Origin of the sequence: Pigmentiphaga sp. NML030171 (genome assembly GCF_002188635.1) — a bacterium.
In the GTDB taxonomy this organism is placed as follows: domain Bacteria; phylum Pseudomonadota; class Gammaproteobacteria; order Burkholderiales; family Burkholderiaceae_B; genus Pigmentiphaga; species Pigmentiphaga daeguensis.
The window spans coordinates 121,550-140,716 of sequence record NZ_NINX01000050.1 but is presented as its reverse complement, the minus strand read 5'-3'; the positions used below and the strand labels follow the sequence as shown (position 1 = coordinate 140,716).

General features: G+C 66.3%; 22 protein-coding genes. 10 read left to right on the top strand and 12 right to left on the bottom strand.

What is annotated here, in order from left to right; genetic code table 11:
- Nucleotides 1–710: OB-fold nucleic acid binding domain-containing protein (locus CDO46_RS25015; RefSeq protein WP_254914679.1), on the top strand; the 710-nt coding region annotated here is incomplete at its 5' end.
- Nucleotides 711–720: 10 nt separating this feature from the next.
- On the opposite strand, the gene CDO46_RS25010 is transcribed toward CDO46_RS25015, so the two are convergent.
- The 9 genes from CDO46_RS25010 to CDO46_RS24970 all read right to left on the bottom strand — a co-directional run bounded on the left by CDO46_RS25010 (nt 721) and on the right by CDO46_RS24970 (nt 9,865).
- Nucleotides 721–1,224, bottom strand: coding sequence for an MgtC/SapB family protein (locus CDO46_RS25010; RefSeq protein WP_087841284.1), 504 nt, complete (start codon nt 1,222–1,224; stop codon nt 721–723).
- Nucleotides 1,225–1,650: 426 nt separating this feature from the next.
- Nucleotides 1,651–2,526 (bottom strand): sugar phosphate isomerase/epimerase, encoded by an 876-nt coding sequence (locus CDO46_RS25005; protein WP_087841283.1) that lies wholly within the window; start codon nt 2,524–2,526, stop codon nt 1,651–1,653.
- A 5-nt stretch (nt 2,527–2,531) separates the two neighbouring features.
- The gene (locus CDO46_RS25000; RefSeq protein WP_087841282.1) at nt 2,532–3,722 is read right to left on the bottom strand and encodes a dihydrodipicolinate synthase family protein; all 1,191 of its coding nucleotides are present in this window, start codon (nt 3,720–3,722) and stop codon (nt 2,532–2,534) included.
- Nucleotides 3,719–4,882, bottom strand: a complete 1,164-nt coding sequence (locus CDO46_RS24995) for a Gfo/Idh/MocA family protein (RefSeq protein WP_087841281.1) — start codon at nt 4,880–4,882, stop codon at nt 3,719–3,721. The genes CDO46_RS25000 and CDO46_RS24995 overlap by 4 nt, the downstream gene beginning before the upstream one ends.
- Nucleotides 4,883–5,065: 183 nt before the next feature.
- Nucleotides 5,066–6,688: a chaperonin GroEL gene (gene groL, locus CDO46_RS24990; RefSeq protein ID WP_087841280.1), complete on the bottom strand. Its 1,623-nt coding sequence runs from the start codon at nt 6,686–6,688 to the stop codon at nt 5,066–5,068.
- A 26-nt stretch (nt 6,689–6,714) separates the two neighbouring features.
- Nucleotides 6,715–7,032 carry a co-chaperone GroES gene (locus CDO46_RS24985; RefSeq protein WP_087841279.1) on the bottom strand — a complete coding sequence of 106 codons (318 nt, stop codon included), beginning with the start codon at nt 7,030–7,032 and terminating at the stop codon, nt 6,715–6,717.
- A gap of 162 nt (nt 7,033–7,194) precedes the next feature.
- A complete protein-coding gene (locus tag CDO46_RS24980) occupies nt 7,195–7,827 on the bottom strand; it encodes a diguanylate cyclase (protein ID WP_087841278.1) in 633 nt (210 codons plus the stop codon).
- 164 nt (nt 7,828–7,991) lie between these two features.
- Entirely contained in the window at nt 7,992–8,804 is an 813-nt protein-coding gene (locus CDO46_RS24975; RefSeq protein ID WP_087841277.1) for a TauD/TfdA family dioxygenase, read from the bottom strand.
- Between the two features lie 146 nt (nt 8,805–8,950).
- On the bottom strand, nt 8,951–9,865 hold the full coding sequence (locus CDO46_RS24970; RefSeq protein ID WP_087841276.1) for a LysR family transcriptional regulator: 915 nt from the start codon (nt 9,863–9,865) through the stop codon (nt 8,951–8,953).
- A 352-nt stretch (nt 9,866–10,217) separates the two neighbouring features.
- On the opposite strand from CDO46_RS24970, the gene CDO46_RS24965 reads away from it, so the two are divergent.
- Entirely contained in the window at nt 10,218–11,204 is a 987-nt protein-coding gene (locus CDO46_RS24965) for a tripartite tricarboxylate transporter substrate binding protein (RefSeq protein WP_087841275.1), read from the top strand.
- A gap of 16 nt (nt 11,205–11,220) precedes the next feature.
- Here the strand turns inward: CDO46_RS24965 and CDO46_RS24960 are convergent, their stop codons facing one another.
- Nucleotides 11,221–11,517 (bottom strand): hypothetical protein, encoded by a 297-nt coding sequence (locus tag CDO46_RS24960; protein WP_132980293.1) that lies wholly within the window; start codon nt 11,515–11,517, stop codon nt 11,221–11,223.
- 322 nt (nt 11,518–11,839) lie between these two features.
- Between CDO46_RS24960 and CDO46_RS24955 the strand changes: the two genes are divergently transcribed.
- The 5 genes from CDO46_RS24955 (at nt 11,840) to CDO46_RS24935 (ending at nt 15,405) form a co-directional block, all read left to right on the top strand.
- Nucleotides 11,840–12,289 carry a hypothetical protein gene (locus CDO46_RS24955; protein WP_132980294.1) on the top strand — a complete coding sequence of 150 codons (450 nt, stop codon included), beginning with the start codon at nt 11,840–11,842 and terminating at the stop codon, nt 12,287–12,289.
- Between the two features lie 95 nt (nt 12,290–12,384).
- On the top strand, nt 12,385–13,035 hold the full coding sequence (locus CDO46_RS24950; protein WP_087841272.1) for a carbonic anhydrase: 651 nt from the start codon (nt 12,385–12,387) through the stop codon (nt 13,033–13,035).
- A gap of 86 nt (nt 13,036–13,121) precedes the next feature.
- Nucleotides 13,122–13,826 carry a hypothetical protein gene (locus CDO46_RS24945; protein ID WP_087841271.1) on the top strand — a complete coding sequence of 235 codons (705 nt, stop codon included), beginning with the start codon at nt 13,122–13,124 and terminating at the stop codon, nt 13,824–13,826.
- Nucleotides 13,827–13,941: 115 nt separating this feature from the next.
- Nucleotides 13,942–14,832: a cation diffusion facilitator family transporter gene (locus tag CDO46_RS24940; RefSeq protein WP_087841270.1), complete on the top strand. Its 891-nt coding sequence runs from the start codon at nt 13,942–13,944 to the stop codon at nt 14,830–14,832.
- A 12-nt stretch (nt 14,833–14,844) separates the two neighbouring features.
- Nucleotides 14,845–15,405, top strand: coding sequence for a DUF1415 domain-containing protein (locus CDO46_RS24935; RefSeq protein WP_087841269.1), 561 nt, complete (start codon nt 14,845–14,847; stop codon nt 15,403–15,405).
- Between the two features lie 16 nt (nt 15,406–15,421).
- Here the strand turns inward: CDO46_RS24935 and arfB are convergent, their stop codons facing one another.
- Both arfB and bioB read right to left on the bottom strand, forming a co-directional pair.
- Nucleotides 15,422–15,844 carry an alternative ribosome rescue aminoacyl-tRNA hydrolase ArfB gene (arfB, locus tag CDO46_RS24930; RefSeq protein ID WP_087841268.1) on the bottom strand — a complete coding sequence of 141 codons (423 nt, stop codon included), beginning with the start codon at nt 15,842–15,844 and terminating at the stop codon, nt 15,422–15,424.
- 7 nt (nt 15,845–15,851) lie between these two features.
- Nucleotides 15,852–16,853 carry a biotin synthase BioB gene (gene bioB / locus CDO46_RS24925; RefSeq protein ID WP_087841267.1) on the bottom strand — a complete coding sequence of 334 codons (1,002 nt, stop codon included), beginning with the start codon at nt 16,851–16,853 and terminating at the stop codon, nt 15,852–15,854.
- 370 nt (nt 16,854–17,223) lie between these two features.
- On the opposite strand from bioB, the gene CDO46_RS24920 reads away from it, so the two are divergent.
- From CDO46_RS24920 to CDO46_RS24910, 3 genes are all read left to right on the top strand, one after another.
- Entirely contained in the window at nt 17,224–17,505 is a 282-nt protein-coding gene (locus CDO46_RS24920; RefSeq protein ID WP_087841266.1) for an HU family DNA-binding protein, read from the top strand.
- 94 nt (nt 17,506–17,599) lie between these two features.
- Nucleotides 17,600–18,064 carry a MarR family winged helix-turn-helix transcriptional regulator gene (locus CDO46_RS24915; protein WP_087841265.1) on the top strand — a complete coding sequence of 155 codons (465 nt, stop codon included), beginning with the start codon at nt 17,600–17,602 and terminating at the stop codon, nt 18,062–18,064.
- A 109-nt stretch (nt 18,065–18,173) separates the two neighbouring features.
- Entirely contained in the window at nt 18,174–19,166 is a 993-nt protein-coding gene (locus CDO46_RS24910; protein WP_087841264.1) for a tripartite tricarboxylate transporter substrate binding protein, read from the top strand.
- Nucleotide 19,167 lies beyond the last annotated feature (1 nt).

The following is a 19,167-nucleotide window of genomic DNA, read 5'->3' as shown; positions in this document are numbered from 1 at the left end:
AACGCCCCGCCGTGCGGCTTGGACTGAACCAGGTGCAGGGCTTGTCCGAAGAAACCGGCCTGCGCATCCAGGCCGCGCGCGAACAGGCGCCCTTCCAGGACGCCACCGACCTGGGCCGGCGCGCCGATCTCGACCGCCACGCCTTGCAGGCCCTGGCGGCCGCCGATGCGCTGCGTGCCCTGTCCGGCCACCGGCGCGCCGCCCTGTGGGAAGCCATCGACAGCGTCCCCCAGCGCGACCTGCTGCGCGACGCCATGGTGCACGAACAGGCGCCGCTGCTCGACGCGCCCAACGAAGCCGACGACATCCGCGCCGACTACGAATCCCTGAAGATGACGCTGCGCCGCCACCCCGTGGCCCTGCTGCGCGACCGCCTGGCCCGTCGCGGCTTCATGCCGGCCGAGGTATTGAAGACCTACCCCGACCGCCGCCTGGCCCGCGCCTGCGGCATCGTGACCGTGCGCCAGCGTCCCGGCACCGCCAAGGGCGCCGTCTTCGTCACGCTGGAAGACGAGACCGGCCAGGTCAACGTCATCGTCTGGCCGGGACTGGTCGAAAGCCAGCGCCGGGAACTGGTCGGCGCGCCGCTGCTGGGGGTGTACGGCACCTGGCAGTCGCACCAGGGCGTCCAGCATTTGCTGGCCAAGCGGCTGGTGGACCTGACGCCGCTATTGGGCAGGCTGGTGGTGTCGAGCCGGAATTTCCATTGAAAGCCGTTCCCTATTGATGGTCCTCGTGCTTCGGCTGGCCTCGGTCGTGCGTCAGCTTGCGCAGCAGCGCCAGGATGAACAGCGCGAACAACGTGCTGACGATGGCGGTCACCTCGCGCCCCATGCCCGCCGCGATGCCGATGGCGGCTGTCAGCCAGATGCTGGCCGCCGTGGTCAGACCGTGGATCTCGCGGCCGTTGGATTTGAGGATGGCGCCGGCGCCGAGGAAGCCTATGCCGGCGATGACGCCTTGCAGGACGCGGCTCATGTCTGCCACCTCCATACCGCCTTGCAGGGGAACAAGGACGAACAGCGCGGCGCCCACGGCGACCAGCATGTGGGTGCGCAGGCCGGCGGAGGTACCGCGTAGTTCACGCTCCAGGCCTAGGAGGCCGCCCAGGGTCATGGCGACTAGGAGGCGGACGAAAACGCGGGTGAGTTCGGCTACGTCGGGGATGTCGGAGAATTCGCTGGAGGCGGCGGTCCAGATTTGGGTCCAGAGGGGGGCGTCCATAGCTGGCCTTTTTTATTCGGATAATCGTCAGCCTACGGGTAGGCGGGTGGGATGCGCAGTCACAGAGCATTCACGCTCGTAACAAGGTGTAGATCCAGCTCGCGCATGCGCGAGCAAGGGCAGCGACGTATGCACCCCAGTTATCCTGCATCCCTTCTGGATAAGATAACGAGCCATCAGTGCCCTGTTGCCACAACCGATATCTAGGACAGCCGGCCGAGAGCCAAGAAGCAGATCCAGAAACCGGTTCAGCCACGCACGTTCGATGAATTCATGATTTCTATTTTTCTCGAACGCAGCGGCATGCTCCCGATACAGGGAAATGACGTTGTCAGCAGGAGATTTGGACAACACGGCACTCCGAAAACTTGAGCACGTGACGCGTTCAAGCATATCAGAGCCGCCGCTACTGCCCTCCCCCGGCCCCTACACCACCGACCGATGCCGCTCGATGCAAGTCCTCAAAATCGTATCGGTATCAAGCTCCCACCACCGATACGAAAATATCTCCACTTCACTGAACCCCGAAAACCCCTGCGCCTCGACCCACCCTCGCACCTTGGGAATCTCGATCACGCCATCCCCCATCATGCCCCGATCATTCAACAGATCGGTGGTAGGCGTAAGCCAATCGCAAACGTGAAAAGCCAATAGCCTTTTCTGCCCCGCCCGCTGGATCTGCGCCTGCAACTTCGGATCCCACCAGACGTGATAAAGATCCACCGCCACGCCAATATCCCCACTACGCGCAGGATCCAGCAGATCGCACACATCCAGCGCCTGCTCCAGCGTATTGATGCACGCCCGATCCGCCGCATACATCGGATGTAGCGGCTCGATGGCGATGGGCATCTTGCGTTCACGCGCATACTCCAGCAATTGCGCGATCCCTTCGGTGACCTGCGCCCGAGCGCGAGCGATGTCGTGATACTCGGCCTTGCCCTGCAAGCCGCCCGGCAGCCCGCCCACCACCAGCACCAAACATGCGGCGTTCAGTTCGCAGGCCTCGTCCACGGCCCGGCGGTTGTCGTCGCGCGCCCGCATCAAACCAGCATCGTCCGACGCGGTGAACATGCCGCCCCGGCAATAGCCGGATAAAGCCAGTCCGTGGCTGCGCACGACGCGCGACACCTGTTCCAGCCCTGCCGCCGCGACCTGGTCGCGCCACGGGGAGATGGCGCGCACGCCGTGGCGTGCGCAGGCGTCCAGGATGTCCAGCAGCCGCACTTCCTGGCCGCGCGACTTGCGCACGGTGGCCGTGTTGATGGACATCCAATCATGACCCTGGGAAAAATCTCGCATGAGGCTTAGTCTCCATCCACGCCGTGCATCGCCAGCAATGTTTTCATCCGCCCCACCGCCAGCTCAGGCTGCTCCAGCAACCCCGCCCCATCCGCCAGCCGGAACAGCTCGGCGAAGTGCTGCAACGACCGCGCGCTCTGCTGCCCGCCCACCATCGCGAAGTGGTCCTGGTGGCCGTTGAGCCAGGCCATGAACACGACGCCCGTCTTGTAGAAGCGCGTGGGTGCGCTGAAGATGTGGCGCGACAGCGGCACGGTGGGCGCCAGGATCCGGTTGAAGGCGTCCACGTTGCCGGCCGCCAGTTCCGCCAGCGCCGCGCTGGCGGCCGGCGCGATGGCGTCGAAGATGCCCAGCAGCGCGTCGCTCTGGCGATGGTTGGGCAGTTCGCCCTGGCCATCGCCGGCGATGAGTTCGGCGTAGTTGAAGTCGTCGCCGGTGTACATGCGCACGCCGGCCGGCAGTCGGCGGCGCATGGCGATTTCCTTGTCCTTGTCCAGCAGCGAGATCTTGATGCCGTCGACCTTGTCGGGATGCGCGGCGATCACGCCCAGCGCCGTCCGCATGGCGGCATCCACGTCGCCGCTGCCCCAGTAGCCCTTCAGCGCGGGGTCGAACATGTCGCCCAGCCAGTGCAGGATGACGGGTTCGCGGGCCTGGCCCAGGATGCGGTCGTAGACGCGTTCGTAGTCGGCGGGGCCGCGGGCCACGCGGGCCAGCGCGCGGCTGGCCATGACGATCAGTCGGCCGCCCAGGCCTTCGATGGCGGCCATCTGTTCTTCGTAGGCGCGGATCACGTCGTCGATGTTTCGCGCATCCTCGGGCGCCAGGTGGTCGGTGCCGCAGCCGGAGGCCACGCGCGCGCCCGGCACGTCGCGGGCGGCGTCCAGCGAGCGGCGGATCAACTCAAGGGAAGTCGGCCAGTCCAGGCCCATGCCGCGCTGCGCGGTGTCCATGGCCTCGGCCACGCCCAGCCCCAGCGCCCACAGACGCTGGCGGTAGGCGATGGTGGCGTCCCAGTCCACGGCGCATTGCAGCCACGGGTCGATGGCCGCCAGGGGATCGGCCACCACGTGCGCCGCCGAATAGGCGATGCGATCGAACTGCGCGCCGGCGGGCGGCGCCTGGAACGGCGCGCGGTCGCGCAGCGCGTATCGCCGCAGGCCGCCGGCCGACGGCAGGTTGATGGACAGGCTCATCGCCGGGCTCCGACGTCCAGGCGGGGCACGTCCACCCAGCGCCGTTCCTTCCAGCTTTGCAGCGCGGCCTCGACCAGTTGCACACCCTTGGCGCCCTCGGGCAGCGTCCAACGGTACGGTGCATCCTCGACCACATGGCGGATGAAGTGCTCCCACTGGATCTTGAAGCCGTTGTCGTAGACCTGGGTGTCGGGCACTTCCTGCCATTGTTCGAAGAACGGCATGGTCTGCTTGACGTCGGGGTTCCACACCGGCTTGGGCGTGTTGACGCGCGACTGCGTGCGGCAGTCGGTCAGCCCCGCCACGGCCGAGCCATGCGTGCCATCGACGTGGAAGGTGACCAGGTCGTCGCGCCGCACGCGGGTCGTCCACGAACTGTTCACCTGGGCCACCACGCCGTCGGCCAGTTCGAAGGTGGCGTAGCAGGCGTCGTCGGCGGTGGCCTGGTAGGGCTTGCCGGCTTCGTCCCAGCGCGTGGGGATGTGCGTCTTGCCCAGGCAGGACACGGCCTGCACTTCGCCGAACAGGTTGTCCAGCACGTAGCGCCAGTGGCAGACCATGTCGAGGATGATGCCGCCGCCGTCCTCGGTGCGGTAGTTCCAGGAGGGCCGCTGGATGGGCTGCAGGTCGCCCTCGAACACCCAGTAGCCGAACTCGATGCGCACCGACAGGATCTTGCCGAAGAAGCCCGCCTTGTTGAGCATGTCCAGCTTGCGCAGGCCCGGCAGGAAGAGCTTGTCCTGCACCGCGCCGTGCTTGAGGCCGGAGCCTTCGGCCAAGCGGCAGATCTCCACCGCCTCGTTCAGGTTGGTGGCGATTGGTTTTTCGCAATACACGTGTTTGCCGGCGCGGATGGCCTTGGCCAGCAGCGTGGGGCGCATCTGCGTCGTGCCGGCGTCGAAGAACACGGAATCGTCCGGATTGGCCAGGGCCTTGTCCAGGTCCGTGCCCCAGCGCGGAATGTCGTGGGCTTTGGCCAGGGCTTCCATCTTCTCGGCATTGCGGCCGACCAGGATGGGATCGGGCATGACCTTGTCGCCGTTGGACAGCGTGACGCCTCCCTGCTTGCGTATGGCCACGATGGACCGGATCAGGTGCTGGTTCATGCCCATGCGGCCGGTCACCCCGTGCATGATCAGGCCGAGTCGTTGTGTTGCCATGCGTGTCTCCGTCGTCGTCTGTGTGCGGGTCTGCACTTAATTCACCATTTGGTGAATAGTGACGATATGGCCGGCGGATGTCAACGGCGGGAACGGCATCAGGACGGCGGGGGAAACCCTAGTGCGCAAAAAAACCGCGCCGGAATACGGCGCGGTCGGCAGGGGTCGGCGCGCTGCGGCGGCTTAGAAGTCCATGCCGCCTCCGGCGGGCGCCGGGGCTTTCTCTTCCTTGGGCAGCTCGGCCACGGTGGCGTCCGTGGTCAGGATCAGGCCGGCGATGGACGCCGCGTTCTGCAGCGCCGTACGGGTCACCTTCGTCGGATCGACCACGCCGATGGCGACCAGGTCGCCATATTCGCCCGTCGCGGCGTTGTAGCCGAAGTTGCCCTTGCCTTCCAGCACCTTGGACACGACCACCGAGGGCTCTTCGCCGGCGTTGGCCACGATGGCGCGCAGCGGCGCCTCGAGCGCGCGCAGCACGATGCGGATGCCGGCGTGCTGGTCGGCGTTGGCGCCCTCGAGTTTCTCGACGGCGGCCCGGGCACGCAGCAGCGCGATGCCGCCGCCCGGCACGATGCCCTCTTCCACCGCGGCGCGGGTGGCATGCAGGGCGTCGTCGACGCGGTCCTTCTTCTCCTTCATCTCGACTTCGGTCGCGGCGCCGACCTTGATGACCGCCACGCCGCCGGCCAGCTTGGCCACGCGCTCTTGCAGCTTCTCGCGGTCATAGTCGCTGGTGGCCTGTTCGATCTGCGCCTGGATGGACTTGACGCGGGCGTCGATGCGCGACTGCTCGCCGGCCCCGCCGATGATGATGGTGTTTTCCTTCTGGACCTCGACCCGCTTGGCGCTGCCCAGATCCTCCAGCGTGGCCTTGTCGAGCTGCCGGCCCGTCTCTTCCGAGATGACGGTGGCGCCGGTCAGGATGGCGATATCCTCCAGCATCGCCTTGCGGCGGTCGCCGAAGCCGGGCGCCTTGACCGCGGCGACCTTCAGGACGCCACGCATGGCATTGACCACCAGCGTCGCCAGCGCATCGCCATCGATGTCCTCGGCCACGATCAGCAGGGGCTTGCCGGCCTTCGCGGTGGCCTCGAGCACGGGCAGCAGATCCCGGATGCTGGAGATCTTCTTGTCGTGCAGCAGGATCAGCGGATCCTCCAGGTGGGCGACCTGCTTCTCGGGATCGTTGATGAAGTACGGGCTCAGGTAGCCGCGATCGAACTGCATGCCCTCGACGATGTCCAGTTCGTTTTCCAGCGACTTGCCGTCTTCCACGGTGATGACGCCTTCCTTGCCCACCTTGTCCATCGCCTGGGCGATGATCGTGCCCACGGCCTCGTCGGAGTTGGCCGACAGCGCCGCCACCTGGGCGATCTCCTTGTTGGTCGAGATGGGCTTGGAGAGCTTGCGCAGTTCCTCGACGACGGTAGCCACGGCCTTGTCGATCCCGCGCTTCAGGTCCATCGGGTTCATGCCCGAGGCCACGTATTTCATGCCCTCCTGCACGATGGACTGGGCCAGCACGGTGGCGGTGGTGGTGCCGTCGCCGGCGACGTCTGCGGTCTTGGAGGCGACCTGCTTGACGATCTGGGCCCCCATGTTCTCGAACTTGTCCTTGAGTTCGATTTCCTTGGCCACCGACACGCCGTCCTTGGTGACCACCGGCGCCCCGAAGCTGCGTTCGAGCAGCACGTTGCGTCCCTTGGGCCCCAGCGTGACCTTGACGGCATTGGCCAGTATGTTCACGCCCTGCACGATGCGGGCACGGGCGCCATCATGGAATTGGACGTCTTTCGCACTCATGTCTTTCTCCTCGTGGTGACGGATCGTCAGGCGGCCTTCTTCAGTTCGTCCCGGGCGCCTTCCAGCACGCCCAGCACGTCCTCCTCGCGCATGACGAGAATCTCCTCGCCGTCGATCTTCACGGTCTGCCCGGCGTACTTGCCGAACAGCACCTGGTCGCCGACCTTGAGCGTCAGCGGACGCACGCTGCCGTCATCGAGGGACTTGCCTGGCCCCACCGCGACGACCTCGCCCTGCTCGGGCTTCTCCGCCGCCGTGTCCGGGATCACGATGCCCGAGGCCGTCTTGCGTTGTTGTTCGATCCGCTTGACGATAACCCGGTCGTGAAGGGGACGAATCTTCATGATCAATCTCCTAAGCGATTGCAAATCATCAGAAAGGGGATGTCGGCACCGTCCGTGCAAGGTCGCCGGTGCCGGCAGCGGCTCGCTGCGGATCGAAAAATAGGAGCGGCTGCGTGCGCTTCAAGAGGGGGATGCGCACGGTGTTTGTATCAAATTGCTACATCAAATGATTAACCGATCCACCCGGCCCAGCCGATAGACGGCGCGCCCCGCGCGGCCCGCCTCCAGCGGATACGGCAGCACCGGGCAAGGCGGCTCGCGGCCCCCCGTCCCGTCCAGCGTGCTGTCCTCGTCCTCTACCCATTGCCACAGCCCGCTCTTGCGAGGGCGGAACAGCCACCGCACATAGCCGCGATGGGCGGCCGCCCGCATCAGCTCGTCGCGGTCGGGAGCCTCCATGACGACGCCGGGATCGGCGCTGTCGGCGTCGGGATAGTCGCCGAACGCCCGGTGGCCCGCCAAGGCCTCGCTGGCGGGAGCCCCCAGCCGCCACCAGGGGCGCTTCACCACGCGCTCGAGATCCCAGGCTCCCAGTTGCCATGCGGCGTCCAGCAGCGCCTGCTCGGCCGACTCGATGCCCTCCCCCGGCGCATCGATCTGCAGGGCCGAACCGGCCACCGATCGCGGCGGCAGCGGCAAATCGTCCAGCCGCAGCGGCGTCTCGCGCGCGAAGCCATGCCAGTGGATGATGAGGAGAATGGGCGCGTCCCGTCTGGGCACGGTCGCGGCGGTAACCGCATAAATGGGAAGTTTCATGGCGGCCGCCTGGGCCGCAATCGTTTCAAAGACGTTCATCAGGCCTCCGATTCGATACGCGGGCCGGCATGCGGCCACGGCCCGCCATGCGGAAAAATTTATCGCGGCATGGCGCCCGCTTCAAGCCGCCCGAAATGAAAAAAGGCGGCCTGCAACGCAGGCCGCCAACACAGGCAACAACAACAACGACAACGAAAAAAGAATCAGCCGGCCACGGGGGCTTCCTTGCCCTCGACCTGGACGCGGAAACCCGAACGCACGTTGGGCCAGTAGTCCCAGATGGCCTTGTGGTGCGTGCAGCGGTTATCCCAGAATGCGATCGAATGCGGTTCCCAGCGGAAGCGGCAGGTCCACTCGGGCTTGTTGCAATGGTCGATCAGGAACTGCAGGATGCGGTCGCCTTCCAGGCGGGGCAGTTCGTTGATGTGCGACGTGAAATCGGTGTTGACGAAAATCAGCTTCTTGCCGCTTTCGGGATGGCGCACGATGACCGGGTGCGAGGAAATCGGCGTGCCGGGACCGAAGACCCGCGTGCCGTCATGGGTGGCGGTCAGGCCTTCCAGGTAGGTCTTCATCCGGGGCGACAGCGCGTCGTAGGCGGCGTACATGCTGGCGAACATGGTGTCGCCGCCGCCGTGCGGAGGCACCGTGTGGTTGTACAGCATGCTGCCCAGCGGCGGGATGGGCGCACAGGACTGGTCGCTGTGGAAGTTCTCGCCCGAGATCTGCTTGGAGGTCTCGTCGTAGTGGAACTTGCGCACCAGGGGATTATCGGTGGTCTTGCTGATGGTGTTGACGCCGACGTGCTTGCCCAGCGTGCCGAAATATTCGGCCGTGCGGATCTGGTCTTCGAAACTGATTTTCTGGTCACGAAAGAAAATGACCTGGTATTCGATGAAAGCCGCGTGCAGTTCCTTGACCTCCTGGTCGGACAGCGGGCGGGTCAGATCGATATTCCCGATTTCCGCGCCTATATGCGGGGATATGGGTTTGACCGTGATGGCTTCATATTTCATGATGTTTTCCTGATTCCGCAATGACAAACTACCGGACACGCCCGGCGGCCACCGGCGACCCGGTCGGCATGGGTGAAATCATCCCTCTTGGGCTGCGATCCTGCTAGCCTTCAGTTCGACTAGTTGTTATGCAGTTTTCGCATTACTCACGCAACCGGTTCGCTGCCCACCAGGGTTTCCGCCGCCGTCTGCCGCAGCAGGTCCACGGTCTTGGCCGTCAGCAGCGTGGGCGGCCGCCGGCTGTGCGTGACCAGCCCGATCACGCCGCCCACCACGGGCTCGACCAGCGGGCAGATGCGCAGGTCGGTGCCCGGCATGCCCGCGCGCACCAGGTTGTAGGGCACCACGGCCGCGCCGAAGCCCTTGTCGACCAGCGCCACGATGGCCTCGACCCCGTCGATCTCGAAGGCGATATCCAGCGCGATGCCCTGCCGCGCGGCCTCGGCCTCGACCAGCATCCGCAGCGGATGCGGCTCGGACGGGAAGATCAGCCGGTGCTCGGCCAGGTGGGAAAAGGCCAGGGGCCGGCTCTCCTGTGCCGCCTCGGTCTTGCGCAGGATCAGGCATAGCGGCTCGCGCACCAGGGGCTCGATCTCGGTCAGGGTCGAGACGGTCGGGTCGTACATCAACGCGGCATCCAGCTTGTCGGAGATCAGGCGTTCGTACAGCGTCATGCTCAGCGCCTCGACGATGGTCAGCCGCGCCAGCGGGAAGCGCTCGCTGAAGGCGCGCACCAGCGGCACGGTCAGCACCCTGCCCAGGGACGGCGGCATGCCGATGACCACCCTGCCGGTGATTTCGGTTTCCGACCGCGACAGCACCTGGGTGGCCGCATCCAGCTGTTGCAACACGCTGCGGGCGAACAACAGGAACTGCTCGCCCGAATCGGTCAGCACGATGCCGCGCCCATGGCGATGGAACAGGGTCTTGCGCAGGTCCACCTCGAGCTGGCGGATCTGCCTGCTCAGGAAAGGCTGTCCAAGGCCGAGCGCCGCGGCAGCGCGGCTGAAACTGCCATGCTCGGCCACACGGACGAAGTATTCGAGCTGCTTGAAATCCATGGTTTTCGATCTAACAGAAATGCAGTATTCGCATAGCTTGTTGCTATCTTCCAGCTAAGGCCGTAATTTGACAAGAAGGTCTTGACACGGTTCGATGCGCGCTTATAGTGTGTCACCTATTAACCATTGGACCATACACGAAACACGACATCCGGTTTGACGGCCAGGTGTCGAAACTGTTTTTCGTGGGAATCCGGTGGCCCGCGCAAACCATCCCCGGATTGCGCGGATTATTAACGGAAGAGACATCAATAATATTCCCGTCCATGGGGCCGGAATAATCACCCTTTATCCGCCTGGAACCGGCCGGATATTTTCTTCCTTCGTTTTTTTCGTCCAGAGAGCATTCACCATGGCATTGAGAAAATACGTGCTGCGAACCTGTGTTGCCGCGGCCTTCGCGTCCCTCGGACTGTCGGGAGCCGCCAGCGCGCAGGATTACCCGACCCGACCCGTCACCATGGTGGTGCCCTTCGCCGCGGGGGGCTCCTCCGACATCCTGGCCCGCGCCTTCGGCGCCTCGCTGGCCGCGCGCCTGGGGCAACCGGTCATCATCGAGAACAAGCCCGGCGCGGGCGGCATCATCGCCTCGGACTACGTGGCGCGGGCGCAGCCGGACGGCTACACGCTGCTGTTCGGCACCATCGGTACCCATGCCATCAACCCGGTGCTCAAGAAGACCCTGCCCTTCGACGTCGCCAAGAGCTTCACCGCCATCGGCCGCCTGCAGGACGGCCCCCTGGTCCTGGTGGTCAACCCCTCGCTGCAGGTCAAGAACCTGCAGGGCCTGATCGACTACGCCCGCGCCAACCCCGACAAGCTGTCGTATGCCTCGGCGGGCATCGGCGCCATCTCGCACCTGGCCGGCGAGCTGTTCAAGTCGGAAGCCAAGGTGGAGATCGTCCACGTTCCGTACAAGGGCGGCGGCGCCGCCATGCCGGACCTGCTGGGCGGACAGGTCCAGCTCATGCTGGAAACCATTCCCAACACCTTGGCCTCGGTGCGCGCCGGCAAGCTGCGGGCGCTGGCCATCAGCAGCGACAAGCGTTCGGCCGCGCTGCCCGACGTGCCCACCTTCAAGGAAAGCGGCCTGAAGGGGCTGGACGTCACGACCTGGACCGGCCTGTTCGGCCCCGCGAACCTGCCCGCCGACATCGCGTCGCGCCTGAACGCCGAGATCGCCAAGGTCGCCGCCGATCGCGACTACATCGCGCGCATCGAGCAGACCGGCAGCGAAGTCGCCAAGCCCATGTCCAGGGAACAGTTCGCCGCCTTCGTCGGCAGCGAGGTCGCGCGCTGGCGCAACGTGGCGCAGGCCGCGGGCGTGCAGCCGGAATAAGCCTGGGCCCTTCCCCCTAGCCCGGAGCGTCGCCGCGCGGCCCTCCGGCCGCGGGCGCCGCCTTTCCGGCCGATGCGGATTGCACGGGCGGCGCCTGGGGAGACAGGGATTTCATGCAGGCGACATAGTCGGCGTCGACCTCGGCCAGCGAGGTGCTGCCCTCGTAGATTTCCGAGACCAGCCCGATGAACCAGGTACGGGTCTCGGCATCGTCCAGGCGAGAGTTCGAAAGCACGGCGTCGATCGTGCGCTGGGCGGTCCATCCCATGTCCCTGAGCCGGACGATGACCTCTTTCACGTCACGACTGGTCACGCACTCCTCCTGCCCCGAAGTCGTGACACCTGCCCGGTCGTGACCGGTCATGGCGCACCCCATCGTCACAGCGGTCGCGAGTCCCGCGAGCACCGTTCTCATGGATTCCGCAATCCTCGTAATTTGTCGTTGTCTGCCCAGCAGGCAAGCATATAGAAGCGCGGCCGCGAACTCCACAGCGCCGCGCCGCTCGTTGCGCCGCGCGCGACACGGCCCGCCGACGCAACCAAGCTGTTAAACCCGGAAAAAACCGCAACGGCGCTGTAACCCCTCGCGACCGGCCATGCGGCTAAGCTGGACCCAAATCGGAACGGACTCCGCCATGCGCATTCCTCCCACGACGCGCGAGACCCGCCCCACTGCGGAAGCCCACCTCAGGGCAGTGGTGCACCCACTGCGTCCGGACATCCCGGCCGGCGCCATCACCATCGAAACAGACGAACGCGGGCTCTGGAGCGCCCAGATCTTCGGCGTCGAGCAGTCGCTGCAAAGCCCCGGGGAATCCCTGTACCAGGAGGTGATGGACCGCCTGTCGCACTGGCATCCCATCTACGAACACGACGAGATCGCGGCGCTGCTGACCACGCTCAAGATCATCGCGCCCAAGGCGGGGCTGGCCATCCCTCCCGGCTCCCTGAAGCTGATCGAACTGCCCGCCGGCGTCCTGGTGCTGACGCTGAACGACGTTCCCGTCGTGGCGTCGGAAGACCCGCTGCACCTGCTGTCCCAAGCCGTCGTCAGCCTGCGCGCCGCCCAGGACTCCGCGCGCTGAGCGCGGCCCCGGGCATCCCCCAGCATCCGGGAAAAGCGGCGGCTGGTATCATGATGCTCCCCGCCCCTCCAGGGCGGGCCAGCAACAGGTGAAGCATGTTCCCAGCACGACTCACAGACGGCTACCGCTCTTTCCTGGGCGGCCGCTTCAACGACGAACGCACCCGCTACAAGACGCTCGCCGAAAAGGGCCAGAAGCCCGAAATCATGGTCATAGGCTGCTGCGATTCCCGCGTGGCCCCGGAAGTCATCTTCGACGCCGGCCCCGGCGAGATCTTCGTGGTCCGCAACGTCGCCAACCTCGTCCCTCCCTACGAAGGCATCACCCAGCACTACCACGGCACCAGCGCGGCGCTGGAGTTCGCCGTGCAGTCGCTGCGCGTCAAGCACATCGTCGTGCTCGGCCACGCGCTGTGCGGCGGCGTCTCGGCCTTCGCCAACAGCGCCGACCCGCTGTCGCCCGGGGATTTCATCGGCAAGTGGATGCAGCAGATCGCCCCGGTGGTCGAACGCACCGTCCCGCCTGGCGAAAACCCCGGCATGTACATCCGGCAGCTGGAACTGGCCACGGTCGAACACAGCCTGAACAACCTGATGACCTTCCCCTGCGTGCGCATCCTGGTGGAACGAGGCCAGTTGCAACTGCACGGGGCCTATTTCGGCGTCGCCACCGGCGTGCTGATGGTGCGCGACCCGGCCACCGGCGAGTTCCATCCCGTCTCCGAAAGCCCGCTGCCGCTGGACTAGGGCAACAATTTTTACGCAACGTCATCCGGCGCCGGCGGTCCAAGCGGTTTGCACCGCGCACGGCCGCTGCGCATGGAGCCTGGACCATGATGTTACGTATCGCCGCCACGGCGCTGTTGTCCCTGTCCCTACCCTTGCTCGCCCACGCCGCCGGGACCGCCCGGCTGGCCGGGCTGGACGACCGGGGGCAGCCTTTCTCCGCCTCGGTCGAATACGCCGGCAACAATCTGCGGGCGGCCTCGCCCCAGAGCCCCAACAACTACCTGCTGGCCCGCGGCGACAAGATCTACGCCGTCAGCCGCGTCAACGGGCAGCAGGTGGTCATGGAAGCGGCCGACCTGATGCGCATGGCGGGCGGCCTGATGCCCAGCCCGACGGCCGCCCTTGAACAGGTCAGCGCCATCGTCTCCCTGCAACCGACCACGCGCAGCGAAACCGTGGCCGGACTGGGCGGCACCGTCTACGTGCTGACCTACGAGGACGGCCGCCGGCAGCGGCGCACCGAAGAACTGGTCCTGACCTCGGCGCCGGCGGCCAGCGAACTGACCGCCGCGGCGCTGAAACTGGGCCGCAGCCTGGCCTCGCTGTCGGGCACGCTGCTTCCGCCCGGCGCCGACGACCTGGCGCGGCGCCTGCAGGCCGACCGGCTGGGCCTGCTGCGCTTCGGCGACCGCTTCCGGGTCGAGACCCTGGACGACCGCGCGCCCCCGCCTTCGCGCTTCGAAATGCCCGGCGGCTCGTTCCAGATACCCGACCTGCGGGGCCTCTTGCCCGGCCTGGGCGGCCGCTGAGCGGCGGGCACGCAAACCGCGCGGACCCGGCTAGAATGCCGGGATCCGCACGCCTGCCCGAGCCCATGCTCCCTCCCGTCCTGTCCGCCCCGCGCCACGGGCAAACGGAGTCCCCATGACACGCGCCACGAGATTCGGCGTGATCACCATCGTCGTCGGGATCGCCGTCCTTGGCCTGAAATACCTCGCCTACCGGCTCACCGGCAGCATCGCGCTGTATTCCGACGCGCTGGAAAGCATCATCAACGTGGCCACGGCCGTCATCACCGTGGTCGCGCTGTCGGTCAGCGCCATGCCCGCCGACGCCAACCACCCCTACGGCCACAACAAGGCCGAGTACCTGTCCGCGGTCCTGGAAAGCACGCTGATCGTGTTCGCCGCGCTGACCATCCTGCGCGAGGCCTACCAGGGCTTCATGAATCCCCGCCCGCTCGACGCGCCGGTGCTGGGCATGGCGATCAACCTGGGCGCCACCCTGATCAACGGCGCCTGGGGCACCCTGCTGATGCGCTACGGGCGCCGCTGGCACTCGCCGGCGCTGGTCGCCGACGGCCGCCACCTGTGGACCGACGTGGTCTCGTCGATAGGCGTCGTGATCGGCGTGGCGCTGGTGGCGCTGACCGGCTGGACCCGCCTGGATTCCATCATCGCCGGCCTGGTGGCGCTGCACATCCTGTGGTCGGGGTGGCAGCTGATGCGCGACTCGGTGGGCGGCCTGATGGACGAAGCCCTGTCGCGCGAGATCGTCGACGACGTGCGGCAGATCATCCGCGACCACGGCACCGGGGCGCTGCAGGCCCACACCCTGCGCTCGCGCCGCTCGGGCCCCCGCGTCTTCATCGAATTCAATCTCGTCGTGCCCGGCGCGATGTCGGTGGGCGCCGCCCACGCGATCTGCGACCGGCTGGAAACCGCCATCCATGGCTACATCGAAGGCAGCTCCATCGTCATCCACATCGAGCCCGAACAACAGGCGGTCGCCTCGCCCGAGGTCCGCATCAGCTGAGCCCCACGCATCATGTTCACGTCCCCGCCCGACTCCCTCACCCATCCGGCCATCATCGACGCCACCCGCGCGTGGCTGGAGAAGGCCGTCATCGGCCTGAATCTCTGTCCCTTCGCCAAGGCCGTCCATACCAAGGGCCAGATCCAGTACGTGGTCAGCGATGCGCGCGACCCCGACGCGCTGCTCGAGGAACTGGGCGCCTGCCTGCGCACGCTGGCGCAGAGCGACCCGGAACAGGTCGACACCCTGCTGCTGATCCACCCCTGGACACTGGCCGATTTCTACGACTACAACGAGTTCCTGGACGAGGCCGACGCCGCCGTGGAAGCGCTGGGCCTGGAAGGCGAGATCCAGGTCGCCAGTTTCCATCCCGACTACCAGTTCGCGGGCACCGGCGCCGACGACATCGAGAACTACAGCAACCGCTCGCCCTACCCCACCCTGCACCTGCTGCGCGAGGCCAGCGTGGACAAGGCGGTGGAGGCGTTCCCGGAAGCCGAGAGCATCTACGAACGCAACATCGAGACGCTGCGCGAACTGGGCCACGAAGGCTGGAAGAAGCTGGGGCTGTAGGACGCCCGCGCGGGCTTCAGTCCTCGTTCACCCGCCCGCGCATGCGCTTGATCTCGCCATGCCGGACCTTGCGCTGCAGGCGGCGCTGCTGCGACCCCTTGGTCGGCCGCGTGGGCTTGCGCGGCTTGGGCGGTTCCGCCACCGAGGCCAGCAGGGCCGCCAGGCGCTCGAGCGCGTCGGCGCGGTTCTTTTCCTGGCTGCGATAGGCCTGCGCCTTGATCACCACCACGCCGGCGCTGGAGATGCGCCGGTCCGCCTTCTGCATCAGCGCCTCCTTCCACGCCTCGGGCAGCGACGAGGCGCCGAGATCGAAGCGCAGGTGAACCGCGCTCGACACCTTGTTGACGTTCTGTCCGCCCGCCCCCTGCGCGCGGATCATCGTGAAGACGATCTCGTCTTCATCGATGGCGACCCCGGGAGCCAGATGCAGGAGCGGCATGCGGGCCTCAGTGCGCGGCCGTATCCACGCGCATGCCCAGCCGCCGCAGCAACTCGCGGTCGGCCTCGGCCTGCGGGTTCTCGGTGACCAGCAGCTTGTCGCCGTAGAACATGGAATTGGCGCCGGCCAGGAAGCACAGGGCCTGCAAGGCGTCGTCCATCTGCTCGCGCCCCGCCGACAGCCGGACCACGGCCTCGGGCATGGTGATGCGCGCCACCGCGATGGTGCGCACGAATTCGAACGGATCCACCGAGGCGTTGTCCGCCAGCGGCGTACCCTGCACGCGCACCAGGTTGTTGATGGGCACCGACTCCGGATAGGGATCCATGTTGGCCAGCTGGACGATCAGGCCCGCCCGCTCGCGGCGCGATTCGCCCAGGCCCACGATGCCGCCGCAGCAGACCTTGATCCCGGCGTCGCGCACGCGCCCCAGCGTATCCAGCCGGTCCTGGTAGGTACGCGTCGTGATGACGCGGCCGTAGAACTCGGGCGAGGTATCCAGGTTGTGGTTGTAGTAGTCGAGCCCGGCCTCGCGCAGCTGTTCGGCCTGGCCGTCGCGCAGCATGCCGAGCGTCACGCAGGTTTCCAGGCCCAGGTCCTTGACCGCCTTGACCATGTCGGCCACCGCGTCCACCTGGTGCGGCTTGGGGCTGCGCCAGGCCGCACCCATGCAGAACCGCGTCGCGCCGTTGTCCTTGGCGGCCCGGGCCGCCGCCAGCACCTCGGCCAGCGGCATCAGCTTCTCGGTCTCGACGCCCGTGTCGTAGCGCGAGGACTGCGGACAGTACGAGCAATCCTCGGGGCACCCGCCGGTCTTGATCGACAGCAGGGTCGACAACTGGATGGCGTTGGGATCGAAGAAGCGCCGGTGCGCCTGCTGCGCCTGATAGAGCAGATCGGCGAACGGCAGCTCGAACAGCGCCAGCACGGCATCGACGTTCCAGGATGCGCAATTGCGGCGAGATGTAACAGCGGCGGCCGCGGGCGCGACGGCGGGATCAGCTTGCATGGGAACTCCTTCACGGGGAATGGCGCGGCCCGCGGGCCGCGCCAGCGCACATGGTAAGCAAGCCGGACGGCGGCATCAAATATTCAAAATCCGTTTTTTGCCTTAAAAATCGGCGAACTTGCCGCGTACACCCTGATTTTGAACGAAGTCGCGGCCAACGTGACGCCTACGGCTGTTGCAACTTCGCAGGATTTTTCAGGTAGGGTTCGCGGGCGCCGCCGCGCAGTGGCCGCTCTCGCCCGCCGCTGCGCCGGTCGCCGCCGTTGACCGCCGGACTTGCATTTCTGCTCCAAGATTGTTTGAATGCCGGCTCTGTGCATAGGCAGAGGGCCATCCGGCCCGTCTGCCGATATTTTTTCAAGGAGTACGCATGCGCACCAAGAAGGAACTGATCGACGCTCTCGCCGAGCGCACCCAACAACCCAAGAATGTCTCCGAAGCCTTCATCGATGCGCTGGGCGATGCCCTGCGCGACACGCTGGCCAAGGGCGACGAGGTCGTGCTGCCTGGCGTCGGGAAGTTCTCGGTGAAAGAAAAAGCCGCCAAGACGGGCCGCAACCCCCGTACCGGCGAAGCGATCCAGATCGCTGCCCGCAAGGCCCCCGCTTTCAGCGCCGCCAAGGTCCTGAAAGACGCCGTCGACGCCAAGTAAGCGTCGCCGCCACGCGCGCCCCCGCCTACCGCGGCGGTGCGCGCCGAATCAGTCTGCCTTACACTGCAAGAATCCTTCGCTCCCGGAGTCATTCTTGTCTACCGACCAACCCGCCGAGCCCTTCAGCGGTCCCAGCACCACCTACCTGGTCTCGCAGGTACACCATCCCCTCCGCAACTTCAGCGACGCCCTGCTCAAGCCCTATGGCGTAACGGGCATCCAGTTCACCGTGCTGTCCGTGGTCGCGCACCGTGAAAAGCTGTCCTCCGCGGATCTGTCCAGGCGCTTCTACGTCACTCCCCAGTCGATGGGCCAATTGCTCTCGACCCTGGAAGAGCGCGGCCTGCTCGAGCGCAGGGAAGACGCCAGCAATCGGCGCATCCTGCGCATCACGCTTACCCCGGCCGGACGCGAAGTGGTCGAGGCCGGCACGCGCGAGCTGAACCGCTTCGAGCAGGAGGCCTTCTCCAGCCTCAGCCCCAAGGAGCTCAAGACCTTTCGCGGATTGTTGCGCACCGTCATCGACGATTTGCGCAGCCGGCATATCGGCGCCACATAGCGTGCATCGCGCTGATCGAAATTCCTTGTGATTCCATAATTATTATGTGATTCAGCTCGCTCATCGCTTCACTTTATAGTCCCCCAACACGGACAATGAGGGGACATCGATGAACAAGCGGATCCTGCGCGCAATGCCGATGCGGCGTGCGTGCCTCGCCACCTTGGCAACACTGGCCCTGGCCGGCACCGCATCGGCCGCGGCAGCCGAATTTCCCGCCGGGCCTGTCACCATCGTCGTGCCTTTCCCGCCCGGAGGTCCCACCGATACCACCGCACGACTGGTGGGCAAGACGCTGTCGAAACAACTCGGCCAACCCGTGGTGATCGAGAATCGCGCCGGCGCGGGCGGCACGGTCGGCTCCGCCTCGGTCGCGCGCGCCAAGCCCGATGGCCACACCCTGCTGTGGGCCAGCACCAGCAGCCTGGGCGTGGCGCCAGGGCTGTACCGCAACCTGGCCTACTCGCCGATGGAATCCTTCGCGCACATCGGCCTGGTGGCGCGCAGCCCCATCCTGCTCGTGGTGCGCCATGCCTTTCCCGCCAATACCTTGCAGGAACTGGTCGCCTATGCCGCCAAGAACAAGGTGTCCTACGGTTCCGCCGGCAACGGTTCCATCAACCACCTGACCGGCGAATGGTTCAAGGAGGTGTCCGGCGCGAACATCCTGCACGTTCCCTACAAAGGCGGAGCGCCGGCGCTGGCGGACATGATCGGCGGCCAGATCGACATGACGCTGGAGACCATCACCGTCGTGCGGCCCTACCTGGAAAGCGGCCGGGCCAAGGTACTTGCCACCGGCGGCGCCACGCGCTCGGCCGACATGCCGCAGGTGCCCACCGTGCGCGAAGTCTTCGGCGGCGATTTCGAATCGTATTCCTGGACCGGCCTGGTGGCGCCTGCCGGCACCCCGGCCGCCGTCGTTCAAAAGCTCAATGCCGCGCTGCGCGCGGCCCAGGACGATCCCGAGCTGATGAGCCAGATGAAGGCCGGCGGCCAGGACGTCATCAAAACCACGCCGGACGAATTCCGCAGCTTCCTGGCGAGCGACACCAAGCGCTGGGCCGAATTGATCAAACGCACCAACACCACACTGGACTGAC

What these genes read in the sequence shown, in the direction of transcription:
- CDO46_RS25010 (WP_087841284.1), bottom strand. Translation starts at nt 1,224, where the DNA reads ATGGACGCCCCCCTCTGGACCCAAATCTGGACCGCCGCCTCCAGCGAA.
- CDO46_RS25005 (WP_087841283.1), bottom strand. Translation starts at nt 2,526, where the DNA reads ATGCGAGATTTTTCCCAGGGTCATGATTGGATGTCCATCAACACGGCC.
- CDO46_RS25000 (WP_087841282.1), bottom strand. Translation starts at nt 3,722, where the DNA reads ATGAGCCTGTCCATCAACCTGCCGTCGGCCGGCGGCCTGCGGCGATAC.
- CDO46_RS24995 (WP_087841281.1), bottom strand. Translation starts at nt 4,882, where the DNA reads ATGGCAACACAACGACTCGGCCTGATCATGCACGGGGTGACCGGCCGC.
- groL (WP_087841280.1), bottom strand. Translation starts at nt 6,688, where the DNA reads ATGAGTGCGAAAGACGTCCAATTCCATGATGGCGCCCGTGCCCGCATC.
- CDO46_RS24985 (WP_087841279.1), bottom strand. Translation starts at nt 7,032, where the DNA reads ATGAAGATTCGTCCCCTTCACGACCGGGTTATCGTCAAGCGGATCGAA.
- CDO46_RS24980 (WP_087841278.1), bottom strand. Translation starts at nt 7,827, where the DNA reads ATGAACGTCTTTGAAACGATTGCGGCCCAGGCGGCCGCCATGAAACTT.
- CDO46_RS24975 (WP_087841277.1), bottom strand. Translation starts at nt 8,804, where the DNA reads ATGAAATATGAAGCCATCACGGTCAAACCCATATCCCCGCATATAGGC.
- CDO46_RS24970 (WP_087841276.1), bottom strand. Translation starts at nt 9,865, where the DNA reads ATGGATTTCAAGCAGCTCGAATACTTCGTCCGTGTGGCCGAGCATGGC.
- CDO46_RS24965 (WP_087841275.1), top strand. Translation starts at nt 10,218, where the DNA reads ATGGCATTGAGAAAATACGTGCTGCGAACCTGTGTTGCCGCGGCCTTC.
- CDO46_RS24955 (WP_132980294.1), top strand. Translation starts at nt 11,840, where the DNA reads ATGCGCATTCCTCCCACGACGCGCGAGACCCGCCCCACTGCGGAAGCC.
- CDO46_RS24950 (WP_087841272.1), top strand. Translation starts at nt 12,385, where the DNA reads ATGTTCCCAGCACGACTCACAGACGGCTACCGCTCTTTCCTGGGCGGC.
- CDO46_RS24945 (WP_087841271.1), top strand. Translation starts at nt 13,122, where the DNA reads ATGATGTTACGTATCGCCGCCACGGCGCTGTTGTCCCTGTCCCTACCC.
- CDO46_RS24940 (WP_087841270.1), top strand. Translation starts at nt 13,942, where the DNA reads ATGACACGCGCCACGAGATTCGGCGTGATCACCATCGTCGTCGGGATC.
- CDO46_RS24935 (WP_087841269.1), top strand. Translation starts at nt 14,845, where the DNA reads ATGTTCACGTCCCCGCCCGACTCCCTCACCCATCCGGCCATCATCGAC.
- arfB (WP_087841268.1), bottom strand. Translation starts at nt 15,844, where the DNA reads ATGCCGCTCCTGCATCTGGCTCCCGGGGTCGCCATCGATGAAGACGAG.
- bioB (WP_087841267.1), bottom strand. Translation starts at nt 16,853, where the DNA reads ATGCAAGCTGATCCCGCCGTCGCGCCCGCGGCCGCCGCTGTTACATCT.
- CDO46_RS24920 (WP_087841266.1), top strand. Translation starts at nt 17,224, where the DNA reads ATGCGCACCAAGAAGGAACTGATCGACGCTCTCGCCGAGCGCACCCAA.
- CDO46_RS24910 (WP_087841264.1), top strand. Translation starts at nt 18,174, where the DNA reads ATGAACAAGCGGATCCTGCGCGCAATGCCGATGCGGCGTGCGTGCCTC.